At 60.4% G+C, this 19,458-nt stretch carries 23 protein-coding genes; 11 read left to right on the top strand and 12 right to left on the bottom strand.

Going from position 1 to position 19,458, the window contains the following annotated elements; all coding sequences use genetic code 11:
- Nucleotides 1-163: 163 nt before the first annotated feature.
- Nucleotides 164-1,525, top strand: coding sequence for a TIGR03118 family protein (locus WBK19_RS03705; RefSeq protein WP_511287053.1), 1,362 nt, complete (start codon nucleotides 164-166; stop codon nucleotides 1,523-1,525).
- A gap of 111 nt (nucleotides 1,526-1,636) precedes the next feature.
- Nucleotides 1,637-2,158, top strand: a complete 522-nt coding sequence (locus WBK19_RS03700) for a hypothetical protein (RefSeq protein ID WP_511287051.1) — start codon at nucleotides 1,637-1,639, stop codon at nucleotides 2,156-2,158.
- Nucleotides 2,159-2,177: 19 nt separating this feature from the next.
- Here the strand turns inward: WBK19_RS03700 and WBK19_RS03695 are convergent, their stop codons facing one another.
- Nucleotides 2,178-2,525: a hypothetical protein gene (locus WBK19_RS03695; RefSeq protein ID WP_511287049.1), complete on the bottom strand. Its 348-nt coding sequence runs from the start codon at nucleotides 2,523-2,525 to the stop codon at nucleotides 2,178-2,180.
- A gap of 216 nt (nucleotides 2,526-2,741) precedes the next feature.
- On the opposite strand from WBK19_RS03695, the gene WBK19_RS03690 reads away from it, so the two are divergent.
- The 5 genes from WBK19_RS03690 (at nucleotide 2,742) to WBK19_RS03670 (ending at nucleotide 6,324) form a co-directional block, all read left to right on the top strand.
- Nucleotides 2,742-3,098, top strand: a complete 357-nt coding sequence (locus WBK19_RS03690) for an ArsR/SmtB family transcription factor (protein WP_511287047.1) — start codon at nucleotides 2,742-2,744, stop codon at nucleotides 3,096-3,098.
- The gene (locus WBK19_RS03685) at nucleotides 3,098-3,511 is read left to right on the top strand and encodes an arsenate reductase ArsC (RefSeq protein ID WP_511287045.1); all 414 of its coding nucleotides are present in this window, start codon (nucleotides 3,098-3,100) and stop codon (nucleotides 3,509-3,511) included. The genes WBK19_RS03690 and WBK19_RS03685 overlap by 1 nt, the downstream gene beginning before the upstream one ends.
- A gap of 9 nt (nucleotides 3,512-3,520) precedes the next feature.
- A complete protein-coding gene (gene arsB / locus WBK19_RS03680; protein ID WP_511287043.1) occupies nucleotides 3,521-4,588 on the top strand; it encodes an ACR3 family arsenite efflux transporter in 1,068 nt (355 codons plus the stop codon).
- A 63-nt stretch (nucleotides 4,589-4,651) separates the two neighbouring features.
- The gene (locus WBK19_RS03675; RefSeq protein ID WP_511287041.1) at nucleotides 4,652-6,094 is read left to right on the top strand and encodes a permease; all 1,443 of its coding nucleotides are present in this window, start codon (nucleotides 4,652-4,654) and stop codon (nucleotides 6,092-6,094) included.
- A complete protein-coding gene (locus WBK19_RS03670) occupies nucleotides 6,088-6,324 on the top strand; it encodes a thioredoxin family protein (protein ID WP_511287040.1) in 237 nt (78 codons plus the stop codon). Before WBK19_RS03675 ends, WBK19_RS03670 begins: the two co-directional genes overlap by 7 nt.
- Here the strand turns inward: WBK19_RS03670 and WBK19_RS03665 are convergent, their stop codons facing one another.
- From WBK19_RS03665 to WBK19_RS03620, 10 genes are all read right to left on the bottom strand, one after another.
- Nucleotides 6,325-6,771: an SRPBCC family protein gene (locus WBK19_RS03665; protein WP_511287038.1), complete on the bottom strand. Its 447-nt coding sequence runs from the start codon at nucleotides 6,769-6,771 to the stop codon at nucleotides 6,325-6,327.
- The gene (locus WBK19_RS03660) at nucleotides 6,768-6,932 is read right to left on the bottom strand and encodes a hypothetical protein (protein ID WP_511287036.1); all 165 of its coding nucleotides are present in this window, start codon (nucleotides 6,930-6,932) and stop codon (nucleotides 6,768-6,770) included. Before WBK19_RS03660 ends, WBK19_RS03665 begins: the two co-directional genes overlap by 4 nt.
- 9 nt (nucleotides 6,933-6,941) lie before the next feature.
- The gene (locus tag WBK19_RS03655) at nucleotides 6,942-7,373 is read right to left on the bottom strand and encodes a hypothetical protein (protein WP_511287034.1); all 432 of its coding nucleotides are present in this window, start codon (nucleotides 7,371-7,373) and stop codon (nucleotides 6,942-6,944) included.
- Between the two features lie 103 nt (nucleotides 7,374-7,476).
- Nucleotides 7,477-8,223: an SAM-dependent methyltransferase gene (locus WBK19_RS03650; RefSeq protein WP_511287032.1), complete on the bottom strand. Its 747-nt coding sequence runs from the start codon at nucleotides 8,221-8,223 to the stop codon at nucleotides 7,477-7,479.
- Between the two features lie 695 nt (nucleotides 8,224-8,918).
- Nucleotides 8,919-9,206 (bottom strand): hypothetical protein, encoded by a 288-nt coding sequence (locus tag WBK19_RS03645; protein WP_511287030.1) that lies wholly within the window; start codon nucleotides 9,204-9,206, stop codon nucleotides 8,919-8,921.
- 88 nt (nucleotides 9,207-9,294) lie between these two features.
- Nucleotides 9,295-9,639: a hypothetical protein gene (locus tag WBK19_RS03640; protein ID WP_511287028.1), complete on the bottom strand. Its 345-nt coding sequence runs from the start codon at nucleotides 9,637-9,639 to the stop codon at nucleotides 9,295-9,297.
- Between the two features lie 606 nt (nucleotides 9,640-10,245).
- Nucleotides 10,246-10,662: a DUF4279 domain-containing protein gene (locus WBK19_RS03635; RefSeq protein WP_511287026.1), complete on the bottom strand. Its 417-nt coding sequence runs from the start codon at nucleotides 10,660-10,662 to the stop codon at nucleotides 10,246-10,248.
- 491 nt (nucleotides 10,663-11,153) lie between these two features.
- The gene (locus tag WBK19_RS03630; protein WP_511287024.1) at nucleotides 11,154-11,447 is read right to left on the bottom strand and encodes a hypothetical protein; all 294 of its coding nucleotides are present in this window, start codon (nucleotides 11,445-11,447) and stop codon (nucleotides 11,154-11,156) included.
- Nucleotides 11,448-11,453: 6 nt separating this feature from the next.
- Entirely contained in the window at nucleotides 11,454-11,852 is a 399-nt protein-coding gene (locus WBK19_RS03625; protein ID WP_511287022.1) for a hypothetical protein, read from the bottom strand.
- Nucleotides 11,853-12,332: 480 nt separating this feature from the next.
- The gene (locus WBK19_RS03620) at nucleotides 12,333-12,791 is read right to left on the bottom strand and encodes a hypothetical protein (RefSeq protein ID WP_511287020.1); all 459 of its coding nucleotides are present in this window, start codon (nucleotides 12,789-12,791) and stop codon (nucleotides 12,333-12,335) included.
- Nucleotides 12,792-12,909: 118 nt separating this feature from the next.
- Here WBK19_RS03620 and WBK19_RS03615 point away from each other — a divergent pair, with 118 nt between their 5' ends.
- The 3 genes from WBK19_RS03615 to WBK19_RS03605 are packed head-to-tail and all read left to right on the top strand — an operon-like array spanning nucleotide 12,910 to nucleotide 15,812.
- Entirely contained in the window at nucleotides 12,910-13,896 is a 987-nt protein-coding gene (locus tag WBK19_RS03615; protein ID WP_511287018.1) for an integron integrase, read from the top strand.
- Between the two features lie 6 nt (nucleotides 13,897-13,902).
- Nucleotides 13,903-15,222 (top strand): replication-associated recombination protein A, encoded by a 1,320-nt coding sequence (locus tag WBK19_RS03610; protein WP_511287017.1) that lies wholly within the window; start codon nucleotides 13,903-13,905, stop codon nucleotides 15,220-15,222.
- On the top strand, nucleotides 15,222-15,812 hold the full coding sequence (locus tag WBK19_RS03605; protein ID WP_511287015.1) for a DUF4126 domain-containing protein: 591 nt from the start codon (nucleotides 15,222-15,224) through the stop codon (nucleotides 15,810-15,812). Before WBK19_RS03610 ends, WBK19_RS03605 begins: the two co-directional genes overlap by 1 nt.
- Here the strand turns inward: WBK19_RS03605 and WBK19_RS03600 are convergent.
- On the bottom strand, nucleotides 15,772-17,934 hold the full coding sequence (locus tag WBK19_RS03600) for a 4Fe-4S binding protein (protein ID WP_511287013.1): 2,163 nt from the start codon (nucleotides 17,932-17,934) through the stop codon (nucleotides 15,772-15,774). The two genes, WBK19_RS03605 and WBK19_RS03600, sit on opposite strands and share 41 nt — an antisense overlap.
- A gap of 202 nt (nucleotides 17,935-18,136) precedes the next feature.
- On the opposite strand from WBK19_RS03600, the gene serS reads away from it, so the two are divergent.
- A complete protein-coding gene (gene serS / locus WBK19_RS03595) occupies nucleotides 18,137-19,420 on the top strand; it encodes a serine--tRNA ligase (protein ID WP_511287011.1) in 1,284 nt (427 codons plus the stop codon).
- The last annotated feature ends 38 nt before the right edge of the window (nucleotides 19,421-19,458 follow it).

The raw sequence follows: 19,458 nt of genomic DNA, 5'->3' as shown, positions 1-19,458 counted from the left end.
GAGGGCGGCGACGCTCTCCCGGAAAGTGTTGCCGTCTTTTCGGACAAACGTCGTACTCAGGTCGCTTGCGCCACGGACATCTGGTCTGCAAGCGACCTCTCGCATTTTCTGACCCAGCCAGCCGAGGTTTGCCAGCCAAGTCGTCAAACTGGAGCCTTTCGCCATGAACAAGTTCGCTTCCCGCTACTGCACGGTACTCGCGCTGGCCGTCAGCAGCCTATTCGCCCACAGCGCGTACGCGGCAGGCAGCAATGCCTACCAGCAAACCAACCTCGTCGCCAACAACGCCAAATACAACCCGACCATCATGGTCGATCCGAATCTGGTCAATCCCTGGGGTATTGCCCTGCGTCCGCCCGGCGCCGGCGGCCACTTCTGGACCAGCAATGCCGGTACCGGTACGACCACCACCTACATCGGTGATGTTCCCGGTCTGCCGCTCTATCAGGACGGCCTCAAGGTCGTCCCCATCGTCACCAGCGCCTACGACAAGCAACTGCTCGAAACCGGTGCCGACGGCGTCGCACAGGTCACCGGCCAGGTTTACAACGCGGCCAGCGATTACGCCGGCCAACCTGTCGAATTCTTTGTCAGCGGCCCGGCCATCAACTACTCCAATGGCAGCAACTACGGGACTGATTCCGGCTCTGCCAAGTTCATCTTCGTCACCCAGGACGGCACCATCAACGCCTGGCGCACCAAGACAGATCCCGGGATGCTCGAAGCCGTTGTCGTCAAGGACTACTCGATGGCCAGCAGCATCGTTCCTGGGACGCAAATCGCTGGCCAGCGCCGCCCCGGCTTCAACGGCGTCGCGCTCACCACCGACCACTGGGCACTCGATGCCAACGGCAACAAGGTCGCCGACAACCGCCTGTACGTCGCCGATTTTGCCAACGGCAACATCATGACTTTCGACAACCAGTGGAACGACATTTCGACCTCGACGCCCTTTGCCCGTCCGGCCGACCTCTCGGAAGTCTGGATGCCGTTCAATGTGCAGCAGCTTTCCGATGGCCGGATCTACGTCGCCTGGGTAGAAAATTCACTGGAGATCGACGAACCGACGGAAGAAGTACCCGGTGCCGGCATCGGCCGCATCGTCGCTTATGACCGCGACGGCAACATGTTGCAGGACTACACGGACCACAGCTTGCTCAACGATCCGTGGGGCATGGTCATCGCACCGGAAGGTTTCGGCGCTTTCAGCGGTGCCCTGCTGATCGCCAACTTCGGCGACGGCACCATCGCTGCCTACGACCGCGTCAGCGGCGCTTCGCTCGGTTATCTCCTTGACGCCAACGGCAACGTCATCAGCATCGATGGCATCTGGGGCCTGACTTTCGGCAACGGCGTGCACCTTGGCGATGCCAAGAGCCTTTACTTCACCGCCGGCCCCGATGAGGAACGTGACGGCATCTTCGGCAAACTGACTGTCGCCGCCGTGCCGGAACCGGAAAGCTACGCCATGTTGCTGGCCGGCCTTGGCCTGATTGGCCTGGTCTCCCGCCGCAAACGCACTTAACTGCCAGCCACGGCCAGTTCGACACCCGGGCGGTTCTCCGCCCGGGCTTTTCCGTGAACCGGGCTGGCCGTCCCGCCCCCCTCGATTGCCTACCGGATCGGAGCAACTCTCATGCTCGAAGTTCTCAAAACCCTCACCTCGCTGTGGCACATCATCGCCTTTGCCTGCGGCTTCCTGTTCGTCTTCCAGAGCTATCTGGCGCTGTTCGGCCGTGTCCAGTACGACCCCAGTCACAACCGCATCATTCGTTATGCTGACCGCCATCTCTGGCTATCCGGCTTTGCCATCATCGCCGTGGGCCTGTATATCAACGGTCCGGAAACCTATCTGTCCAACCCCAAGCTGTGGACCAAGGTCACGCTGATCACGATCTGGGCAATCTCGACCGAAACCATGCGGGCCTATGCGCTTCCCCGTTTCCGCGAGGGACAGCGCGCACCCATGATCATTGCCGGAACAGTCAGCCTGGCCTGCTGGATCTACGGCGCTTTCCTCGGCCTCGCCCATGGCCTGGCTTACGGCAAGGCACCGCTGTGGGCCCTGATGTCAGGCTATCTGGTTGTTTTGCTCGGGTTGTCGGTGCTGGCCTTCAAACTGAAAAGCACCACGCCGATGCAGCTGAATAATTCCTGAGATAACCGGCTTGCCGCGTTCAGCGGTTGCGATTGCGGTAGCGCAGGTCGCGGTCGATGGCGAGGAGGGCGTCGAGCTTTTTCTGCAGATCGTCGAGCTTTTTCTGCAATTCTTCGTTCTGCTTCTGCGATTCCTTGAGCGACAGGTCCAGCCGGCGTTTTTCGGCATAGCACTGACGCTGTTCCTTGACCAACTGGCGCTCCAGCTCGGCAATTTTCTGGATGTCGCCGGCCGCGTGGTCGGGAATGGCATCAACTACCGGGGCGATGTTGTCCGGGGCGTCGGTCTTCTCGTCAAGCGAGGCGCAGCCGGCGAGGCTGCCGGCGATGATGGCAAGAATGACGAGGCGACTACGGATTTTCTGCATGGCACGAACTCTGTTTTGACGGCTGGGGAAAATACTTTTGAGCCGCAGGATGACACAAATGGACGCCGGATGTCTTTGTCGGAAGTGTGAAAGAGCAATCTTGCGGCCAACCGGGCTTGCCACGGTCAACCGGAAAAAACGGCCAAAAATGAAATCGCAGTAGGTGCCAAAAAGTCCTGATTGGCATCAGCCTTATAATTCGATAATATTCGAAATATGGAAACTTTAAACGCCGCCGAACTCCTCGCCGCCCTCGGGCACGAATCCCGTCTGGCCATCTTCCGCCTGCTGGTCGAAGCCGGGCCGACGGGCGTCAACGCCAGTGCCATAGGCGAACAACTGGGCATGGCGCCGGCCACGCTGTCCTTTCATCTGGCGCATCTGAGCCGGGTCGGGCTGATCGCCGGCGAACGCGAAAGCCGCTTCATCCGCTACTCGGCCAACTTCGCCACGATGGATGAACTGATTGCCTTCCTGACCAGCAATTGCTGCCAGGGCGAAGCCTGCCTGTCCAAAACCACCTGCTGCGACACCACCGAGAAGCGTCGCGCCAAAACCGGAAAGACCGCCTGATGTCGAATCTCAAGACCGTGCTTGTGCTGTGCACCGGCAATTCCTGTCGCTCACAGATGGGCGAAGCCATCCTCAATCACGAACTGGCCGGCCTCGTGCGCGGCATTTCGGCCGGGACCAAGCCGCAGCCCAAGGTGGCCGATGGCGCCATCGAGGCGCTGAAGCTGGCCGGCCTGCCAACCGAGGGGCTATACGCCAAGGATGTCGAAGCCGTCATGGGCGAGCCCATCGACCTCGTAGTCAGCGTCTGCGACAACGCCAAGGAAACCTGCCCGATCTTCCCGCGCCCGGTGCCGCGCCTTCACCTGCCGTTCCACGACCCGCACGGCGAGCCGCTGGAAAGTTTCATTGCCGTCCGGGACGATATCCGCGCCCGCCTGATCCCCGCCGTGCGCGCCGCGCTGGGCCTGTAAGGAGCCGCCATGACCGTCCAATGTGAAATCACCGCCAAGGCCGCCGCCGGCGCGCCGATGAGTTTCTTCGAGCGTTACCTGACCATCTGGGTCTTCCTCTGCATCGTCACCGGCATCGTTTTCGGCCAGTTCGCGCCGACTCTGTTCCAGGCCATTGGCCGCATGGAAGTCGCCCAGGTCAATCTGCCGGTCGGGCTGCTCATTTGGGTGATGATCATCCCGATGCTGGTCAAGGTCGATTTCGGCGCCCTGGCCGAAATGAAGCAGCACGTTCGCGGCATCGGCGTCACGCTGTTCGTGAACTGGCTGGTCAAGCCGTTCTCGATGGCCTTCCTTGGCTGGCTATTCATTCGCAACCTGTTTGCACCAATGCTGCCGGCCGATCAGCTTGACAGCTACATTGCCGGCCTCATCCTGCTCGCCGCGGCGCCCTGCACGGCCATGGTCTTCGTCTGGAGCCGGCTGACCAACGGCCATCCGCTGTTCACGTTGTCGCAGGTGGCGCTCAACGACACTATCATGGTTTTCGCCTTCGCGCCGCTCGTCGCCTTCCTGCTCGGCATCTCGGCGATCACTGTGCCCTGGGACACATTGCTGACCTCGGTTGTGCTGTACATTGTCATACCGGTCGTGATCGCCCAGCTCTGGCGCAAAGCCTTGCTCGCCAAGGGGCAGGGCGCCTTCGACGCCGCCATGGAGAAAATCGGCCCGTGGTCCATAACCGCCTTGCTCGCCACGCTGGTGCTGCTCTTCGCCTTCCAGGGCGAAGCCATCCTGCGCCAGCCGCTGATCATCGGCCTGCTCGCCGTGCCCATCCTGATCCAGGTTTTCTTCAACTCGGCGCTGGCCTATTGGCTAAACCGCAAGGTCGGCGAGAAACACAACGTTGCCTGCCCGTCGGCCTTGATCGGCGCCAGCAATTTCTTCGAACTGGCCGTTGCGGCCGCCATCAGCCTGTTCGGCTTCGAGTCGGGGGCGGCGCTGGCCACCGTGGTCGGCGTGCTCATCGAGGTGCCGGCTATGCTGCTCGTCGTCAAGGTCGTCAATGCGTCGAAGGGCTGGTACGAAGCAGGTTAGGGAGCCTTCGCCGCGAGGCGAAGCAAAAAAAGGTCTGAAAAAGAGGCACACAAAGTGGAATGGATGATCACCGCATTACAGGGCGGCCTGGCCAGCCTGGCTTCCTATCTGGCAGCCCACGTCCTGCTCTGCCTGGTGCCGGCCTTCTTCATCGCCGGTGCGCTGTCCGCACTGGTGCCGCAGCAATCGATCGTTCGCTTTCTCGGGCCGAATACCTCGAAATGGGTGTCGTATCCGGCCGCGGCTGGCGCTGGTAGCCTGCTCGCCGTCTGCTCGTGCACCATCCAGCCGCTGTTTGCCGGCATCTACAAAAAGGGCGCCGGGCTCGGGCCGGCCATCACCTTCCTGTTCTTCGCCCCGGCCGCCAACATCCTGGCCCTGGCCTATACCGGCGTGGCGCTTGGCGCCGACTTCGCCATTGCCCGCATCGTGCTCGCCCTGTCCTTCGGCATCGGCATCGGGATGATCATGGCCGCGCTCTATCGCGAAGGCGATGTCGCCCGGCTGGCCGACGTGGAAACCTTCGCGGCCGGCGGCGGCATTCCGGGCCGGACGCTGCTCTTCCTTGGCGCCCTCGTCGCCCTGCTGATTGCCGGCACGCTGAAACTCGATTTCCTGACCGCCGGACTGCTCCACGTCGAAATGCCCTGGGCTGGCGCCGCCGCCGTTCAGGCCGGGCTCGACCAGCTGGTGCCGGTCAACGAGGCGGCCGGCGCCGAAGGGCTGAGCCTGCAGGGCTTGATCCTGATCGGCCTGCTCGGCGCCATCGGCGTCTTTGCCTGGAAAGGGCTGGGCCAGGTCGACAACGGTTTCAACCGCCTGACCCCGGTCGCCCTGACATTCACCGCGCTGACCCTGGCCTTCGCCGCCCTCGGCATGCGCGTCACCGAAACCGGCGTGCTGCTCACCGTGACCGGCCGAACGCTCGCCGTGTCCGCCCTCTGTCTCGCCATCTGGCCGCTGGCCCGGCGTTTCGATGGGTGGGACGTGCAGCAATGGCTATGGGAAACCTGGCGCTTCGTGAAGCAGATTTTCCCGTTGCTCGTCGTTGGCGTCTTCCTCGTCGGCATCATCCGGGTCTTCATCCAGCCCGAGTGGATACGCAGCATCGCCGGCGCCAATACCGTTCTCGCCAACCTGGCCGGCGTCGTCTTCGGCGTCTTCATGTACTTCCCGACCCTGGTCGAAGTGCCCATCGCCAAGATGTTCCTGTCGCTGGGCATGCACCCCGGGCCGCTCATCGCCTACCTGATGGCCGACCCCGAGCTTTCGCTGCAGAGCATCCTGATTACCTCGGCGATTATCGGCAAGCTCAAGGCGTGGACTTACGTTGGCCTGGTCGCGCTGTTCTCGACGCTGGCTGGCCTGACCTACGGTGCCTGGGTCGATGGCACATCCTTGCTCATACTGGCACCGGGCGTGATCGGCTTCGTCGCGCTGATCGTCACCTCGCTGCACCTGATCGAACGTGGCCGCAAGGCCAGACTGAGGAGTGAATCATGCTGATCAAGATTCTCGGCAGCGGTTGCGCTAAGTGCAACCGCCTCGAACAACTGACCCGCGAAGCCGTGTCCGAACTCGGCCGTGAGGCGAGCTTCGAACACGTAACCGAGATGGACAAGATCATGGCCTACCCGATCATGACCACGCCGGCGCTCGTCGTTGATGAAGTGGTCAAGGTCTCCGGTCGTATGCCGAGCAAGGAAGAACTGCTCGGCTGGCTGAAGGCTGGCTAGTCAGTCCGGAATGTTCGGCTCGACGAGCCTGGCCAGCTGTTCGAGTGATTCCTGCCAGCCGAGATAACACATCTCGGTCGGAATGACCGCCGGGATGCCTTCCTGCACGATGCTCAACTCGGTGCCGCAGGAAACGGCTTGCAGGCTCACCGTCGTCTGCATTTCGCCGGGCAGGTTCGGGTCGTCGAATTTGTCCGTGTAACGGATTTTCTCGTTGGGCAGCAGTTCAAGGTAATCACCGCCAAACGAATGGCCGTTGCCCGTCGTAAAGTTGGTAAACGACATCCGGAAAGAGCCGCCGACCCTGGCGTCCAGATGCTGCACCCGGCACGTAAACCCATAGGGCGGCAGCCATTTGGCCATCGCGTCGGCATCGAGAAAAGCCCGATAAATGCGCACCGGATCTGCTCGCAGTACGCGGTGAAGCTTGACCGTTCCTGTAGTCATAGTCCCTTCTCCTTTTCATTCGTGGTCTGGCATGGACCGCAGTCATGGCAGAAGGTTGCGGCAAAGCCGATTTCAACATTGGCCGTTTTTTCCGGTTGACCGTAGCAACGTGAAACCAGCAACAGCGCCAACCAGGCGGCAAGGTATTTGGTTCCGGACATGGGCCGAGCCTACAGCCGCTCCCAGGCTGCGTAGGTGCCGAGCGCGTACAGGCTGCCGATGACCTGGCAAATACCGGAGGTGATCAGCCAGAACAACGGGCTGTTGTCCGGAAAGATCGGTTTCAGCCACGGAAATGCGATCCCTCGCACCAGGAAAACGGCAGCGATGGCCGGAAGTATCGGCCTTTGCAACGGCAGCGGAGCGATCGCGCCCGCCGCAGACAAGGCGTATGCCGCCCAAACCACGAGCACCGTGCCGATCACGATCGAAATAAAAGTTGGATACCAGTGCCCACGCTCGGCCATTTGCGCCATCGGCTCGCCTGCGCCAAGAAAGCGGAAACCGGGCGCCCCCCAGGCGATGCAGGCGTAATGCAGCAAGGCCGCGACGAAGGTCAGGGCGGAAGCAAGATACAGCGCGGAAACGGCGATGGAATTCATCAGCATCCAGCTACTCACACCCGCCCAGGCAGCGTAGCTGGCTGACGGTCGGCTGGAAGGTATAAACCGTGGTCTGCCACCCGTTGTTTTTAGACACCACTACTCACCGCGGCATCAGCGCAAACACACCCCAGCCCAAGTATTCACGCGTGTAAGCTGCGTGGCGCTTGGGTTCCGAGGTCAGCTGAGCGCGAACCTCGTTGGCTAACTCGTCGTCGGGATTGGCATCAAGCCATCGGCGCATGGTGAGCCATTTGGCTGCTTCGTATCTGTCCCAACCATCCTGGTTAGCCAGAACCATTTCAACCACGTCGTAGCCGAAGGCGCCAAAAGACGAGATAAGTTCAGGAAGCACGAGGAAATCAGAGATCGAGTTGGCCAGACACCCCTTGGCAATATCTTCTGTCGATGGCAATTGCCGCCAGTACGGCTCGCCAATGAGGATGATCCCTCCGCTACGCAGGCTTCGCGCCAGTAGTTCGATAGTGCCAGCCACTCCTCCTGCGATCCAGGTAGCGCCAATGCAGGCGGCCACGTCGACCTTCTCCTCAGAGACATAACCCGCCGCATCGCCATGAATGAACTTTACTTGATGTGCAACGCCGAGTTCTTCAGCACGAACTTTCGCTTGCTTGGTAAACAACTGGCTCATGTCGATGCCAGTGCCGACGATGCCGTGATCGCGCGCCCAGGTACATAACATCTCCCCCGAACCGCTTCCTAGGTCGAGCACTCGCACCCCAGGCTCCAGATGCAACGCCGTGCCGAGCGTGGCGAACTTGTCGGGTGTGAACGGGTTATGGATGCGGTGAGCGCTTTCTGTGATGTTGAATATTCGGGGGATGTCCATTGTGAATAGCCTCCTTGCAGGAGAGTTGATTTGGTCAGGGACTAACGTTGAAGCTCAGCCGTCTCGAAGTGACAGTAACGAAAGATCTCCTCGTTCTCGGCAAGAGCCTTCTTGACTTCCTTTGAGGTAGCGAACGTTACGCTTTCCTGCGGCATGTGAGCCCTAACGTTGTAGGTAGCCATTAGCTCTAACGTTTTAAGTAAGGGGCACGCGGCTTGCCGCGTGTCCCAGCGACCGAAGGGAGCGCCTTGACTGGAATGTTAGGCTGCATGTGTGAGACAGCGACTGAGTATTTGTGCTTTGCGATAGGGGCCATCGTCGCTCAGATCGTGCTGTGGAGTATCGAACTGCACCCAATAGAAATAATCTTCACCTTGAACTGTTTGAACCGGTTCGGGCGCGCTTGAGATCACTCCTTCGCAGTCGTTGCGCCAGCCCCCGCAGGCCCCTGAAACGGAAACTCGCGTTCCAATGGGAAACTCCTGTTGTTTGGCGAAAGGGCTATACGGGTCGAGCAATTGGTTTCCTTTGCTGCCTAACGTTGAAGGTAAGGGGCGCTGCGCGAAGCTTTATCGCGCAGCGTCCAGCGACCGGAGGGAGCGGCCTTGACCGCAGTGTTAGAAGAGTTTGCCGGGAAAGGGGCGGCCCGCTTGCGGGACGTCCCAGCGGCCATAGTCCGCGCCTTGACCGGGATGTTAGGCATTGCGCACCACCCACTCATCAATTGTGGTGAACATGTAGTTGCCAACAGGGGCATATTGCGGATCGTCATGCTCGAACGGATTGTCTTCAATCCATTCGATAACGACCGAAGACGGCTCCAAGACACGTTCGGCTATGACCCATTTAAGAAACTGTTGGTCAATGTCGAGGTGTTCATAAGTATCGCCGAGCATTACAACTCGCCCGTTCGTTGAACCTTCTGGAACAGGTACGGAGACAATATCCCCTAAGGTTACTGAACTGCCGTCGTGGTATCGCATGGTTTGTGATGCCTAACGTGCTAGCTCAGCCGACGGCAAAAAGCGCAGCTTTTTGACGGTCGGCTGGAGCGGGATGTTAGAAGGTTTTTCAATCGTCATTGCCGGAAGTGCTGCTTTGATCTGGCGTTGAAGTTGAGGACGAGTCTTCGTTGCTAGCTGCTTCGATTGCGTTGGAAGCGGAGATGCCAAAGGATGCCAATATGAGTGGCTCAAGCAATGACCAGCCCGGGCGACGGCTGCGAACTTCCGGACCAAGCATGCGAAGGATGAAAGCTGTGCCGAGAAGAGGTACAAGCCATGCGATTAGATACTGTGCTTGTTTCTGCCAAGGCTCAAAAAAATCTGACCGCGCGATATGCCAGCTTGTGATGGCGGCGCCATATATGTGCCAAATCGCCAGCAAAACGAGTAACAGGTAGATCAGAGTCGCCATTGCCTTCTAACGTTGTAGGTAAGGGGCGCTGCGCGGCGCTTTATTGCGCAGCGTCCAGCGGAGGCCGTAGGCCGTAGCGGCCTTGACCGCGATGTTAGGTAGCTTTGATGGCCGCATAGACGAATAGCGAAACAAAGGCGCCAACGACAAACCAAAACAACCAATTTGGTATTGAAAGACTGTGCCTCGCCCGAATGGGCTGAGAAAGTGTGTAAATGAAGAATGGCTTCTTGGGCGAAGAAGAGAAAAAGATGAGCCAAGTAAGCCACAAAGCAAGCAACGTGATGATGCTACCAATGCCCATAAACCCTATTGTGTAGGAGTAGAAGGAAAAGGCAGTGTCACCAGATGGTGTGGCAACGAAGCTGGGTTTTCCCCTTGACGTAATGAGAATGGTCCCTGCAACCCAGCCAAAGTAACCGTGAGTGAACAAAGCCAAGCCTAGCGCATACGAGAGAAGCAGGAATGCGATTGACCTAAATGTGGGGCGAGATGGCTTCGGCTGCACGGAAAGACACCTAACGTTGTAGGTAAGGGGCGCTGCGCGGCGCTTTATCGCGCAGCGTCCAGCGGAGGCCGAAGGCCGGAGCGGCCTTGACCGCAGTGTTAGGTGCCATTGCGGTCACCCCTGTTGCAGTAGAGATCGCAGTCGAGCGACAGCCCGAGATTAGCGAGTTGTTCAATGACATCTTTGGACAAAAAGAACCCAGGGCTTGAGTCTGAATAGTAGCCAACACAAACGAGATAGGTCTTGAAACGCTCACTGAAGGCGCGGATGGTAGTCGCGTGCTTTTCCAGAACAGAAAGTAACGTTTCAACGTGTTCGTCGATGCGTAGGTTGGTGCGTGGGAGCTGGCTATACAAGCACCAGCCGCTGTCGGGACGACTTGGGCTGCACTGACCCGGATCGCCCTTGCGCCAGCTCTCGGTTGGCTCCATGCAAAGTGCGGACGAAATTTCTTCGAGAGGAAGGGCTTCGCCAGCGACCCGGAAATATGCATATGCGCTTTCTGTGGAACCCATTGACATGGCACCTAACGTTGGAGGTAAGGGGCGCTGCGCGACGCTTTTTCGCGCAGCGTCCAGCGTCCAGCGACCGAAGGGAGCGGCCTTGACCGCAGTGTTAGAAGAGTTTGCCGGGAAAGCCGTGCTGCAAGCGAATGGCACGCAGCCGCGACCGGCGCTGACAACCGGAAGCCGCCGAGCAGCCGGGAAGCAGCCAAGCCCCGAAGGTTTCGTTTTTGGCTGAAATTTCCGGTTGACCGTAGCAAACGAGACAGCGGCTGAGCCGGACCCGTAAAACCTGGAAACAGCCCGCTGAAAGCAACCCACGCCGAGCCGGACTGGCAAAACCAGCACGCTGCGAAGAGAAGGCGAGAGAGGCTTGAACACCAAAATGGACAGAACCTTCTAACGTTGTAGGTAAGGGGCGCTGCGCGGCGGTTTATCGCGCAGCGTCCAGCGACCGAAGGGAGCGGCCTTGACCGCATTGTTAGGCACTGATTGATTACGCATTAATGCAGCGCCTTTTCGCTTGAGTGAGCGGAATACTGCTTGAGTGCGGCCAGTACACCAGCAAAGCCCAGCACCAGGAAAAGAACAAAATTTCCCGATGGACCAAATTGATTGAAGAAGATGTTGTGGAGCCATGCCCAGCGACCGGTAGCAGGTGCGGCTGAGGGATAAAAATATGAAGTGGCTGAACCAACGAAAAAGATGCCAGCAAGACCCAGCCACAGATTTCCTTTTTCCTTGGGCGACAAGAGAGGAGGCTTGAAGTCTTCATTTTGACCAGGCCAGATTTTCATATGTGCCTAACGTTGTAGGTAAGGGGCGCTGCGCGGCGCTTTATCGCGCAGCGTCCAGCGGAGGCCGAAGGCCGGAGCGGCCTTGACCGTAGTGTTAGAAGAAACAGCCGAGAAAGCGCCCGCACCAACGAACTGCCAGCAGCCGAGCCCAGCCGCTGCCCCCGGAAAATGCCCGACAACCGAAAGCCCGCCAAACCCCAGAGCTTTTGAATTTCGCTGAAATTTCGGGTTGACCGTAGCAACGCCGAAACCGCTGAGCCGACGCGCCAAAACAAGCACCGCGCCAAGAACAAGCGACCGGTTTCCGTAAAACCCGGAAGACGCCAGCCGAAAGCCCACCACGCCAAACCGGGCTGACAAAACCAGCACGCTGCGAAGAGAAGACGAAAGAAGCCAGAGCACCATAAAGGAACCTTCTAACGTGAAGCTAACCGGCGCCACGCGCCGAAGGTTGAGGAAACGACGGCTGTTTCATGGCGTCCGGTGTTGAGCGTAGTGTTAGAAAGGTTTGCCGGGAAAGCGGTGCTGCCAGCGAATGGCACGCAGCCGCGACCGGCGCTGACAACCGGAAACCGCCGAGCAGTCGGGAAGAACCCAAACCCCGAAGGTTTTGTTTTTGGCTGAAATTTCCGGTTGACCGTAGCAAACGAGACAGCGGCTGAGCCGAGCACGTAAAACCCGGAAACAGCCCGCCGGAGGCAACCCGCGCCGAACCGGACTGGTGAAACCAGCACACTGCGGAGAGAAGGCGGGAGAGGCTTGAGTACCAAAATGGACGAACCTTCTAACGTTGTAGGTAAGGGGCGCTGCGCGGAGCTCTATCGCGCAGCGTCCAGCGACCGAAGGGAGCGGCCTTGACCGCAGTGTTAGAGGTTTTGAGCATGACTACCTGCTTCTTTCTTCGAGCTTGCGCTTAACAAAAGCACCGCCGCGAAAGACCGTGTCAAAGCACTGATGCATTTTTGTATCTACGAGCTCGGATACCTTTTTAGATTTGGAGGCATTGATTACCTCATCTCCGAACTGAGAACTTGCCTTCTCGATTTGAATCTTGAATAGCTCTTTGTCTGGTGAGAAATTGAGGCCCATTTTTATATGATGTTCAAACTCTTGGGTGTATTGCCTTTCTTGCTCAGCGTAGTCGGGGCGCTCTTTTTTCAGCGACGAGCGCATAACCCTGTAGTAACCAGCACATTGTGCATGCTCTGCTGCGAGCTGAATTTGCTCCGGGTCGTCAGGTGCAAAGGAGTATGTTTCTCCGTATTTCTTTAAGGCGAAATAGGCGATTCCTGATGCGACGACAATAAGGCAAAGTGTTATGCCGATACGTTTGAGCCAAACCACGATGACCTCTAACGTTTAGTAGCCACCTTGGCAGGTGTCTACTTCCCGCCTGCGTGGTGTATAAAAACTAAAATAAGCTGATAACATTTTGATTCTTAATTCCTCGTTGGAAACTGCCATGTCTGACGAAACGACTTCTACACCACAGCCGCCAAAATTGCTTGATCAGGTGCGGGATCGGATTCGGGTGAAGCATTACAGCATCCGTACCGAAACGCAATATCTGCAATGGATAAGGCGATTCATCCTGTTTCATGACAAGCGGCATCCTCGTGACATGGGTGCAGTGGAGGTTGAGGCATTTTTGACGCACCTCGCCGTCGAGGGGCGGGTGGCGGCTTCGACGCAGAATCAGGCTTTGTCGGCTTTGCTTTTTCTCTACCGCGAGGTGCTGGGGATCAATTTACCCTGGCTTGATGGCGTCGTTCGCGCCAAGTTGCCGCAGCGGTTACCGGTGGTCCTGACGCGGCAGGAGGTGGGCGGCTTGCTGGATCGCATGAACGGCCTGCACGGCATGATGGCGCGTTTGCTTTACGGCACGGGCATGCGCTTGATGGAGTGCGTGCGGCTGCGCGTCAAGGATGTCGAGTTCACGCGCGGGGAGATCGTGGTGCGCGACGGCAAAGGGGCGAAGGATCGGGTGACGATGTTGCCGCAGTCGCTGGTCGGGCCATTGCAGGATCATTTGCGCTGGCGCCGCCAGTTGTTTGAAGACGACAAGGCCAAGGGCCGGGCGGCGGTTTATCTGCCCAATGCGCTGGATAAAAAGTACCCGAATGCCGAGACGGACTGGGCCTGGCAGTATGTTTTTCCGGCGGCCGGTTTCTCGATTGATCCGCGCAGCGGCGCGGAACGGCGCCATCATGTCGATGAAAAGGCCTTGCAGCGGGCGGTCAAGAAGGCGGTGCAGGCCAGCGGCATCGCCAAGCTGGCGACGCCGCACACCTTCCGCCATTCTTTCGCCACGCACCTGCTGCAGTCCGGTTACGATATTCGTACCGTGCAGGAACTGCTCGGCCACGCCGCTGTGGCAACGACCATGATCTACACGCACGTGCTCAACAAGGGTGGGCGCGGCGTCACTTCTCCGCTGGATGCAATGTAAATAACGATGTCCGAAGACCTGTTTTCAAATGCCGGCGCGCAAGCCCGGCATGCCCCGCTGGCCGAGCAACTGCGCCCGAAAACGCCGGATGACGTGATCGGTCAGCAGCACCTGCTCGGCGCCGGCAAGCCGCTGCGTCTGGCTTTCGAATCCGGCCAGCCGCATTCGATGATTCTTTGGGGGCCGCCGGGCGTGGGCAAGACGACGCTGGCGCGGATGATGGCGACGCAGTTTCAATGCGAGTTCATTGCGCTGTCGGCCGTGTTTTCCGGCATCAAGGAAGTGCGCGAAGCGGTGGCGCAGGCGGAAATGTGGCGCACGCAGGGGCGGCGGACGATTCTCTTCGTTGATGAAATTCACCGTTTCAACAAGGCGCAGCAGGACGGATTTTTGCCTTTTGTCGAATCCGGCTTGCTCACCTTCATCGGCGCCACCACCGAAAACCCGTCGTTCGAACTGAATTCCGCCTTGCTGTCGCGCGCTTCGGTCTATGTCCTCAAGTCGCTCGACGAAGCCGAGATGGGCCAGCTTTTCGACCGCGCCTGCGCCCAGGCGCTGGCCGACCTGAGCTTCGACGCCGCTGCCCGCCAACGCCTGATCGGCCTGGCCGACGGCGATGCACGGCGTTTGCTCAATCTGCTCGAACAAGTGCGCACGGCAGCGCGAACGGCCGGCATTCCCACGGTCGACGGCGAATTTATCGAAAAAACGATGGCGCAAAGCCTGCGCCGTTTCGACAAGGGCGGCGACGCCTTCTACGACCAGATCTCGGCCCTGCACAAATCGGTGCGCGGCTCGAATCCGGACGGCGCGCTCTACTGGCTGACCCGCATGCTCGACGGCGGCGCCGACCCGCGTTACCTGGCCCGGCGCATCGTCCGCATGGCCTGGGAAGACATCGGCCTGGCCGACCCGCGCGCCATGCAGATCGCCAACGACGCGGCCGAAACCTTTGAACGACTAGGCTCGCCGGAAGGCGAACTGGCGCTCGGCCAGGCGGTGATCTATCTGGCTGTCGCCGCCAAGTCAAATGCCGGATACAACGCCTACAACGCCGCCCGCGCCTACGTGAAGCAGGACGGCTCGCGCCCCGTGCCCAACCACCTGCGCAACGCGCCAACCAAACTCATGAAAGACCTCGGCCACGGCCACGCCTACCGCTACGCCCACGACGAGCCGGAAGCCTACGCCGCCGGCGAAACCTACCTGCCGGACGGCATGCCAGAACCGGGCTGGTACGAGCCGACGCCACGCGGGCTGGAAGGCCAGATCGGCCAGAAGCTGGCGCACTTGCGGGAGCTGGATCGGAAGGCCGGCAAGAAATAATGGATCTGGTCCAGACCATCGCGCTGTCCGCCGGCTTGGCCTGGGCGAGCGGTTTGCGCTTGTATCTGGTGGTTTTTTTGGCCGGCCTGTTGAGCAACCTCGGCTACCTGCATCTGCCGGAAACGCTTTCAGTGCTGCACAACCCGCTGGTCATTGGGGTTGCCGGGCTGATGGCTTTCGCCGAGTTGATTGCCGACAAGATCCCTGCCTTCGATTCGCTGTGGGACGGCTTCCAGACTTTCATCCGCATTCCGGCCGGGGCCTTGCTCGCGGCGTTTGCCATGGGCGAGGTAGATCCGGCGTGGGCGGTGGCGGCCGGGCTGATCGGCGGCACGATTACCGCCGGTACGCATTTCGCCAAGGCCGGCAGCCGGCTGGCCATCAACACCTCGCCCGAGCCGTTCTCGAACTGGGTCGCCTCGTTCGGCGAGGAGGGCATGGTGCTCGGCGGGCTGTGGGCCATGCTGGCGTCGCCGCTGGTCTTTCTTGGCCTGCTCGTCGTCTTTCTGGTGCTCGCCGGCTGGTTGCTGACGCGCTTCTGGTCCCTGCTCAGCCGCCTGATCCGGCGACCATCACGCCCTTCGGCGTGAGAACCAACCCCTTCTTTTCGTAGAGCAGCACCGGGCAGCGCTTGGCATCGTGGTAGATGCCGACGCAGTCGAGGCACTGGAAGCAAGCGTCGTAACGGATTTCGCCGGTCGGTTCGATGGCGTCGTAGGCGCATTTGGCCTTGCAGCTCTGGCAGGGCTTGCCGCATTCGACGCGGCGGGTCAGCCAGTCGAAACGGCGCAGCCGCCCGCCGAGCGACATGACCGCACCGAGCGGGCAGATGAAGCGGCAGAAAAACTTGTAATAGAAGGCGCCGGCGACAAGCAGCGCGGTGGCGTAGGCGACGAACGGCCAGCTGCGGTCGAAACCGACGGTGATCGCCGTCTTGAACGGTTCCAGCTCGTTGAGGCTTTCGCCCTGACGCGGCAGGAACAGGGCGGCACCGACCAGAACTGCGAGGGCGACATAGCGGCCCCATTCGAGCTTTTTGGCGACGGCCAGCGGAATATGCGGGCGCGGCAGACGCAACTTGCGGGCGAGCAGCCCGACAAACTCCTGCAACGCACCGAACGGGCAGAGCCAGCCGCAGAAGGTGCCGCGACCCCAAATCACAAAGCTGATCAGCGTAAAGGCGATGAGCAGCAGCGAAATCGGGTCGTAGAGGAAACTCGACAGGCCCTGGCCGGATTTGAGCGCCTTGAGGGCGCCGGTGACCTGGACGATGGAGAGCTGTCCTTGTACATACCAGCCGACATAGAGCAGCGTGAAAGTCAGGAAGCCGAGGCGGAAAAGCTTCAGGCGGCGGGCATCGACCGAAATCCATCGGGGGCGGGCGAGGGCAATGCTGAGCAGGATTAGTGCGGCGCCCAGGATGCTCAGGTCGAGCCAGCGCTGTTGCCAGGCCAGCACCCATTCCGGCAGCGGTTCGGGCGGGTAGCTGAACAGGCGGCTGGGCGGGGCGTATTTGAGAGTGACCGTCTTGTGCGTGAGCGTCGGCAGGATCATGCCCTTGGCGCGCGTGATGGTCAGCGTCAGGTCGAGCGGGCGGCCGGGGTCGAGGCCGGCTTCGGCATAGACGCCGAAGAGGCGCGAGGTGTTGAGTTCGGGCGGCCCGGCGATGTCTTTCGGCTCGAAACCCTGGTCGCGCAGTTCGAGAAACAGGCCGTCCTGCGCCATGCTCAGGCGCGAAGACTGGCCGCCCGGAACGAAGTTGTCGTCGACGATGGGGTAGCGCCCGGCTGAGGCGATCCACCACAGGTGGCGGTTCTCGAAATTGCGCGCCATGGCCTCCTTGTATTGCGCGTCGCCCAGAATGGCGCGGCCGATGCCCGGCGTGTTGAGGTAGGCGATGTAGATGTCGGTGAACACTGCCTCCGGCTGGGCCAGGCCTTCTTCGTCCACCTCGGCGCCGTCGGTGCCAACGAACAGTTTTTCGACTTCGGCGTTGCTCAGGTGCAAACGGCCGACCATGCCGTTCTTGAGCATCTCGGCAAAGGCGACGGGGTCGTCGACATCGGTGCGTACTTGCGCCGCCGGGCCGTGCTTGCTGCGGTCGGCAAAGCCGAGCTTGGCGCGGGCGACTTCAAGCGCGGCGCCGAGCACGCTCTGGTTGACGATGCGCACCGAGGCGGTGGCTTTCGAAACGCCGTCCAGCGTCGTCTGACTGCTGCGCGTGTCGGCCGGGCCGGTACGGTTGCGGGCCGCATTGAGTGCAATCAGGAACTGTTGCTTGATGTTGCGGCCGGCGTACTGGGTGACGAATTCGCGCAGGGGCGCTTCGCCCAGGCCGCCGAGAAAGACTGGTTCATGCTGGCGCAGCAGCTCGACGTTGATGAAATTTCCCTTGCGGTCGATGGAGACCAGGAAATTCATCGGTGTGCCTTCGAAACCCGGGACTGGCGCCAGATCGATCGATTCGAAAACGTAGCCGACCGGGCCGGCTTCCGGCTCCAGTTCGCTGGTCAATGGCCAGGCGGGAATCTGCGTGAGCTTGTCCTGAACGTGCAGGGGCGGCTCGAAGCGGCGTTCGATATCGGCCTTGCTCAGGTCGCCGGCGTGGGCAGCCGGGAAGAGTCCGGCGCCGGCAATCAGGCCGGCAGCGGCGATACGGCAAAAGAACGAGACGGCTCTGCTGGGCAAATGCCGTGCAACGGGGTTTTCCATTGCGGCCTCCGAAAATGCGCGGGCAAGGTCGGATGTGTTTTCTTATGGCTTGGATGGTACCTAATTTTGGCTGGGCGGGGGCTCAAATGCGTTGGCCGGCCCGGCACGGCTTCCCATGTCCCTCGCGTATAATTTCGTTTTTGGCCGATTTTTCCGGTTGACCGTAGCAATGCCGGTCCGCCGCCGCAATTCAGGAAACCCCATGCTCGACATCCAACAACTCCGCTCCAACCTCGACGCCGTGGCCGAAGGCCTGGCCAAGCGCGGCAAGCCCATCGATTTCACCGAATTCAAGACGCTCGAAGCCGAGCGCAAGACGCTGCAGAGCCGCACGCAGGAACTGCAGGCCCAGCGCAACTCGCTGTCCAAGCAGATCGGCATGTTGAAGGGCAAGGGCGAGGATGCTTCAGCGGTGATGGCCGAGGTTGGAGCCCTGGGCGACGAGTTGAAGGCTTCCGAAGCCCGCCTCGGCGAGTTGCTCGAACAGTTCAACGCCATTCTGGCCGCGCTGCCGAATATTCCTGACGAGTCGGTGCCGGTCGGTTCCGACGAAACCGGCAACGTTGAAATCAAGCGCTGGGGCACGCCGCGCAGCTTCGATTTTCCGGTCAAGGACCACACCGACGTTGGCGAGCAGCTCGGTCAGCTCGATTTCACCACCGCCGCCAAGATCGCCGGCTCGCGTTTCTCGCTGCTCAAGGGCGGCCTGGCCCGCCTGCACCGTGCGCTCGCCCAGTTCATGCTCGACACTCACACGGCCGACCACGGTTACACCGAACTCTACGCGCCGTATCTCGTCAATGCCGCCAGCCTGTACGGCACCGGCCAGTTGCCGAAGTTCGAGGAAGACCTGTTCAAGGTCCTGCGCGGCGACCAGGACCCGCTCTACCTGATCCCGACGGCCGAAGTGCCGGTGACCAACATCGTGCGCGACGAAATTCTCGCCGCCGAGGCGCTGCCGCTGAAGTTCGTCTGCCACACGCCGTGCTTCCGTTCCGAAGCTGGTTCGGGCGGCCGCGACGTGCGCGGCATGATCCGCCAACACCAGTTCGACAAGGTCGAGTTGGTCCAGGTCGTCCATCCCGAGCAATCGGCCGAAGCGCACGAGGCGTTGACCCGCCACGCCGAAGTCATCCTCGAAAAGCTCGAGCTGCCGTATCGCCGCATGGCCCTCTGTTCCGGCGACATGGGTTTCTCCGCCGCCAAGACCTACGACCTCGAAGTCTGGCTGCCGGCCCAGAATACCTACCGCGAGATTTCGTCGTGCTCCAACTTCGGTGCTTTCCAGGCTCGGCGCATGCAGGCGCGTTTCCGCAACGACAAGAACAAGCCGGAGTTGTGCCACACGCTGAACGGTTCAGGTCTGGCTGTCGGTCGCACGTTGGTCGCCATCCTGGAAAATTATCAGCAGGCCGATGGCAGCGTGACCGTTCCGGCCGTGCTGCGCCCGTACATGGGCGGGCTGGAAGTCATTTCCGCCAGCTAAGCTGACTGGATCAGCCTCCTTCCCCTGAGAGGGGGAGA

Source organism: Azonexus sp., from assembly GCF_049652925.1.
Taxonomy (GTDB): Bacteria; Pseudomonadota; Gammaproteobacteria; order Burkholderiales; family Rhodocyclaceae; genus Azonexus.
The sequence above is the reverse complement of the archived record's forward strand: the minus strand, read 5'-3'. Positions and strand labels throughout refer to the sequence as shown.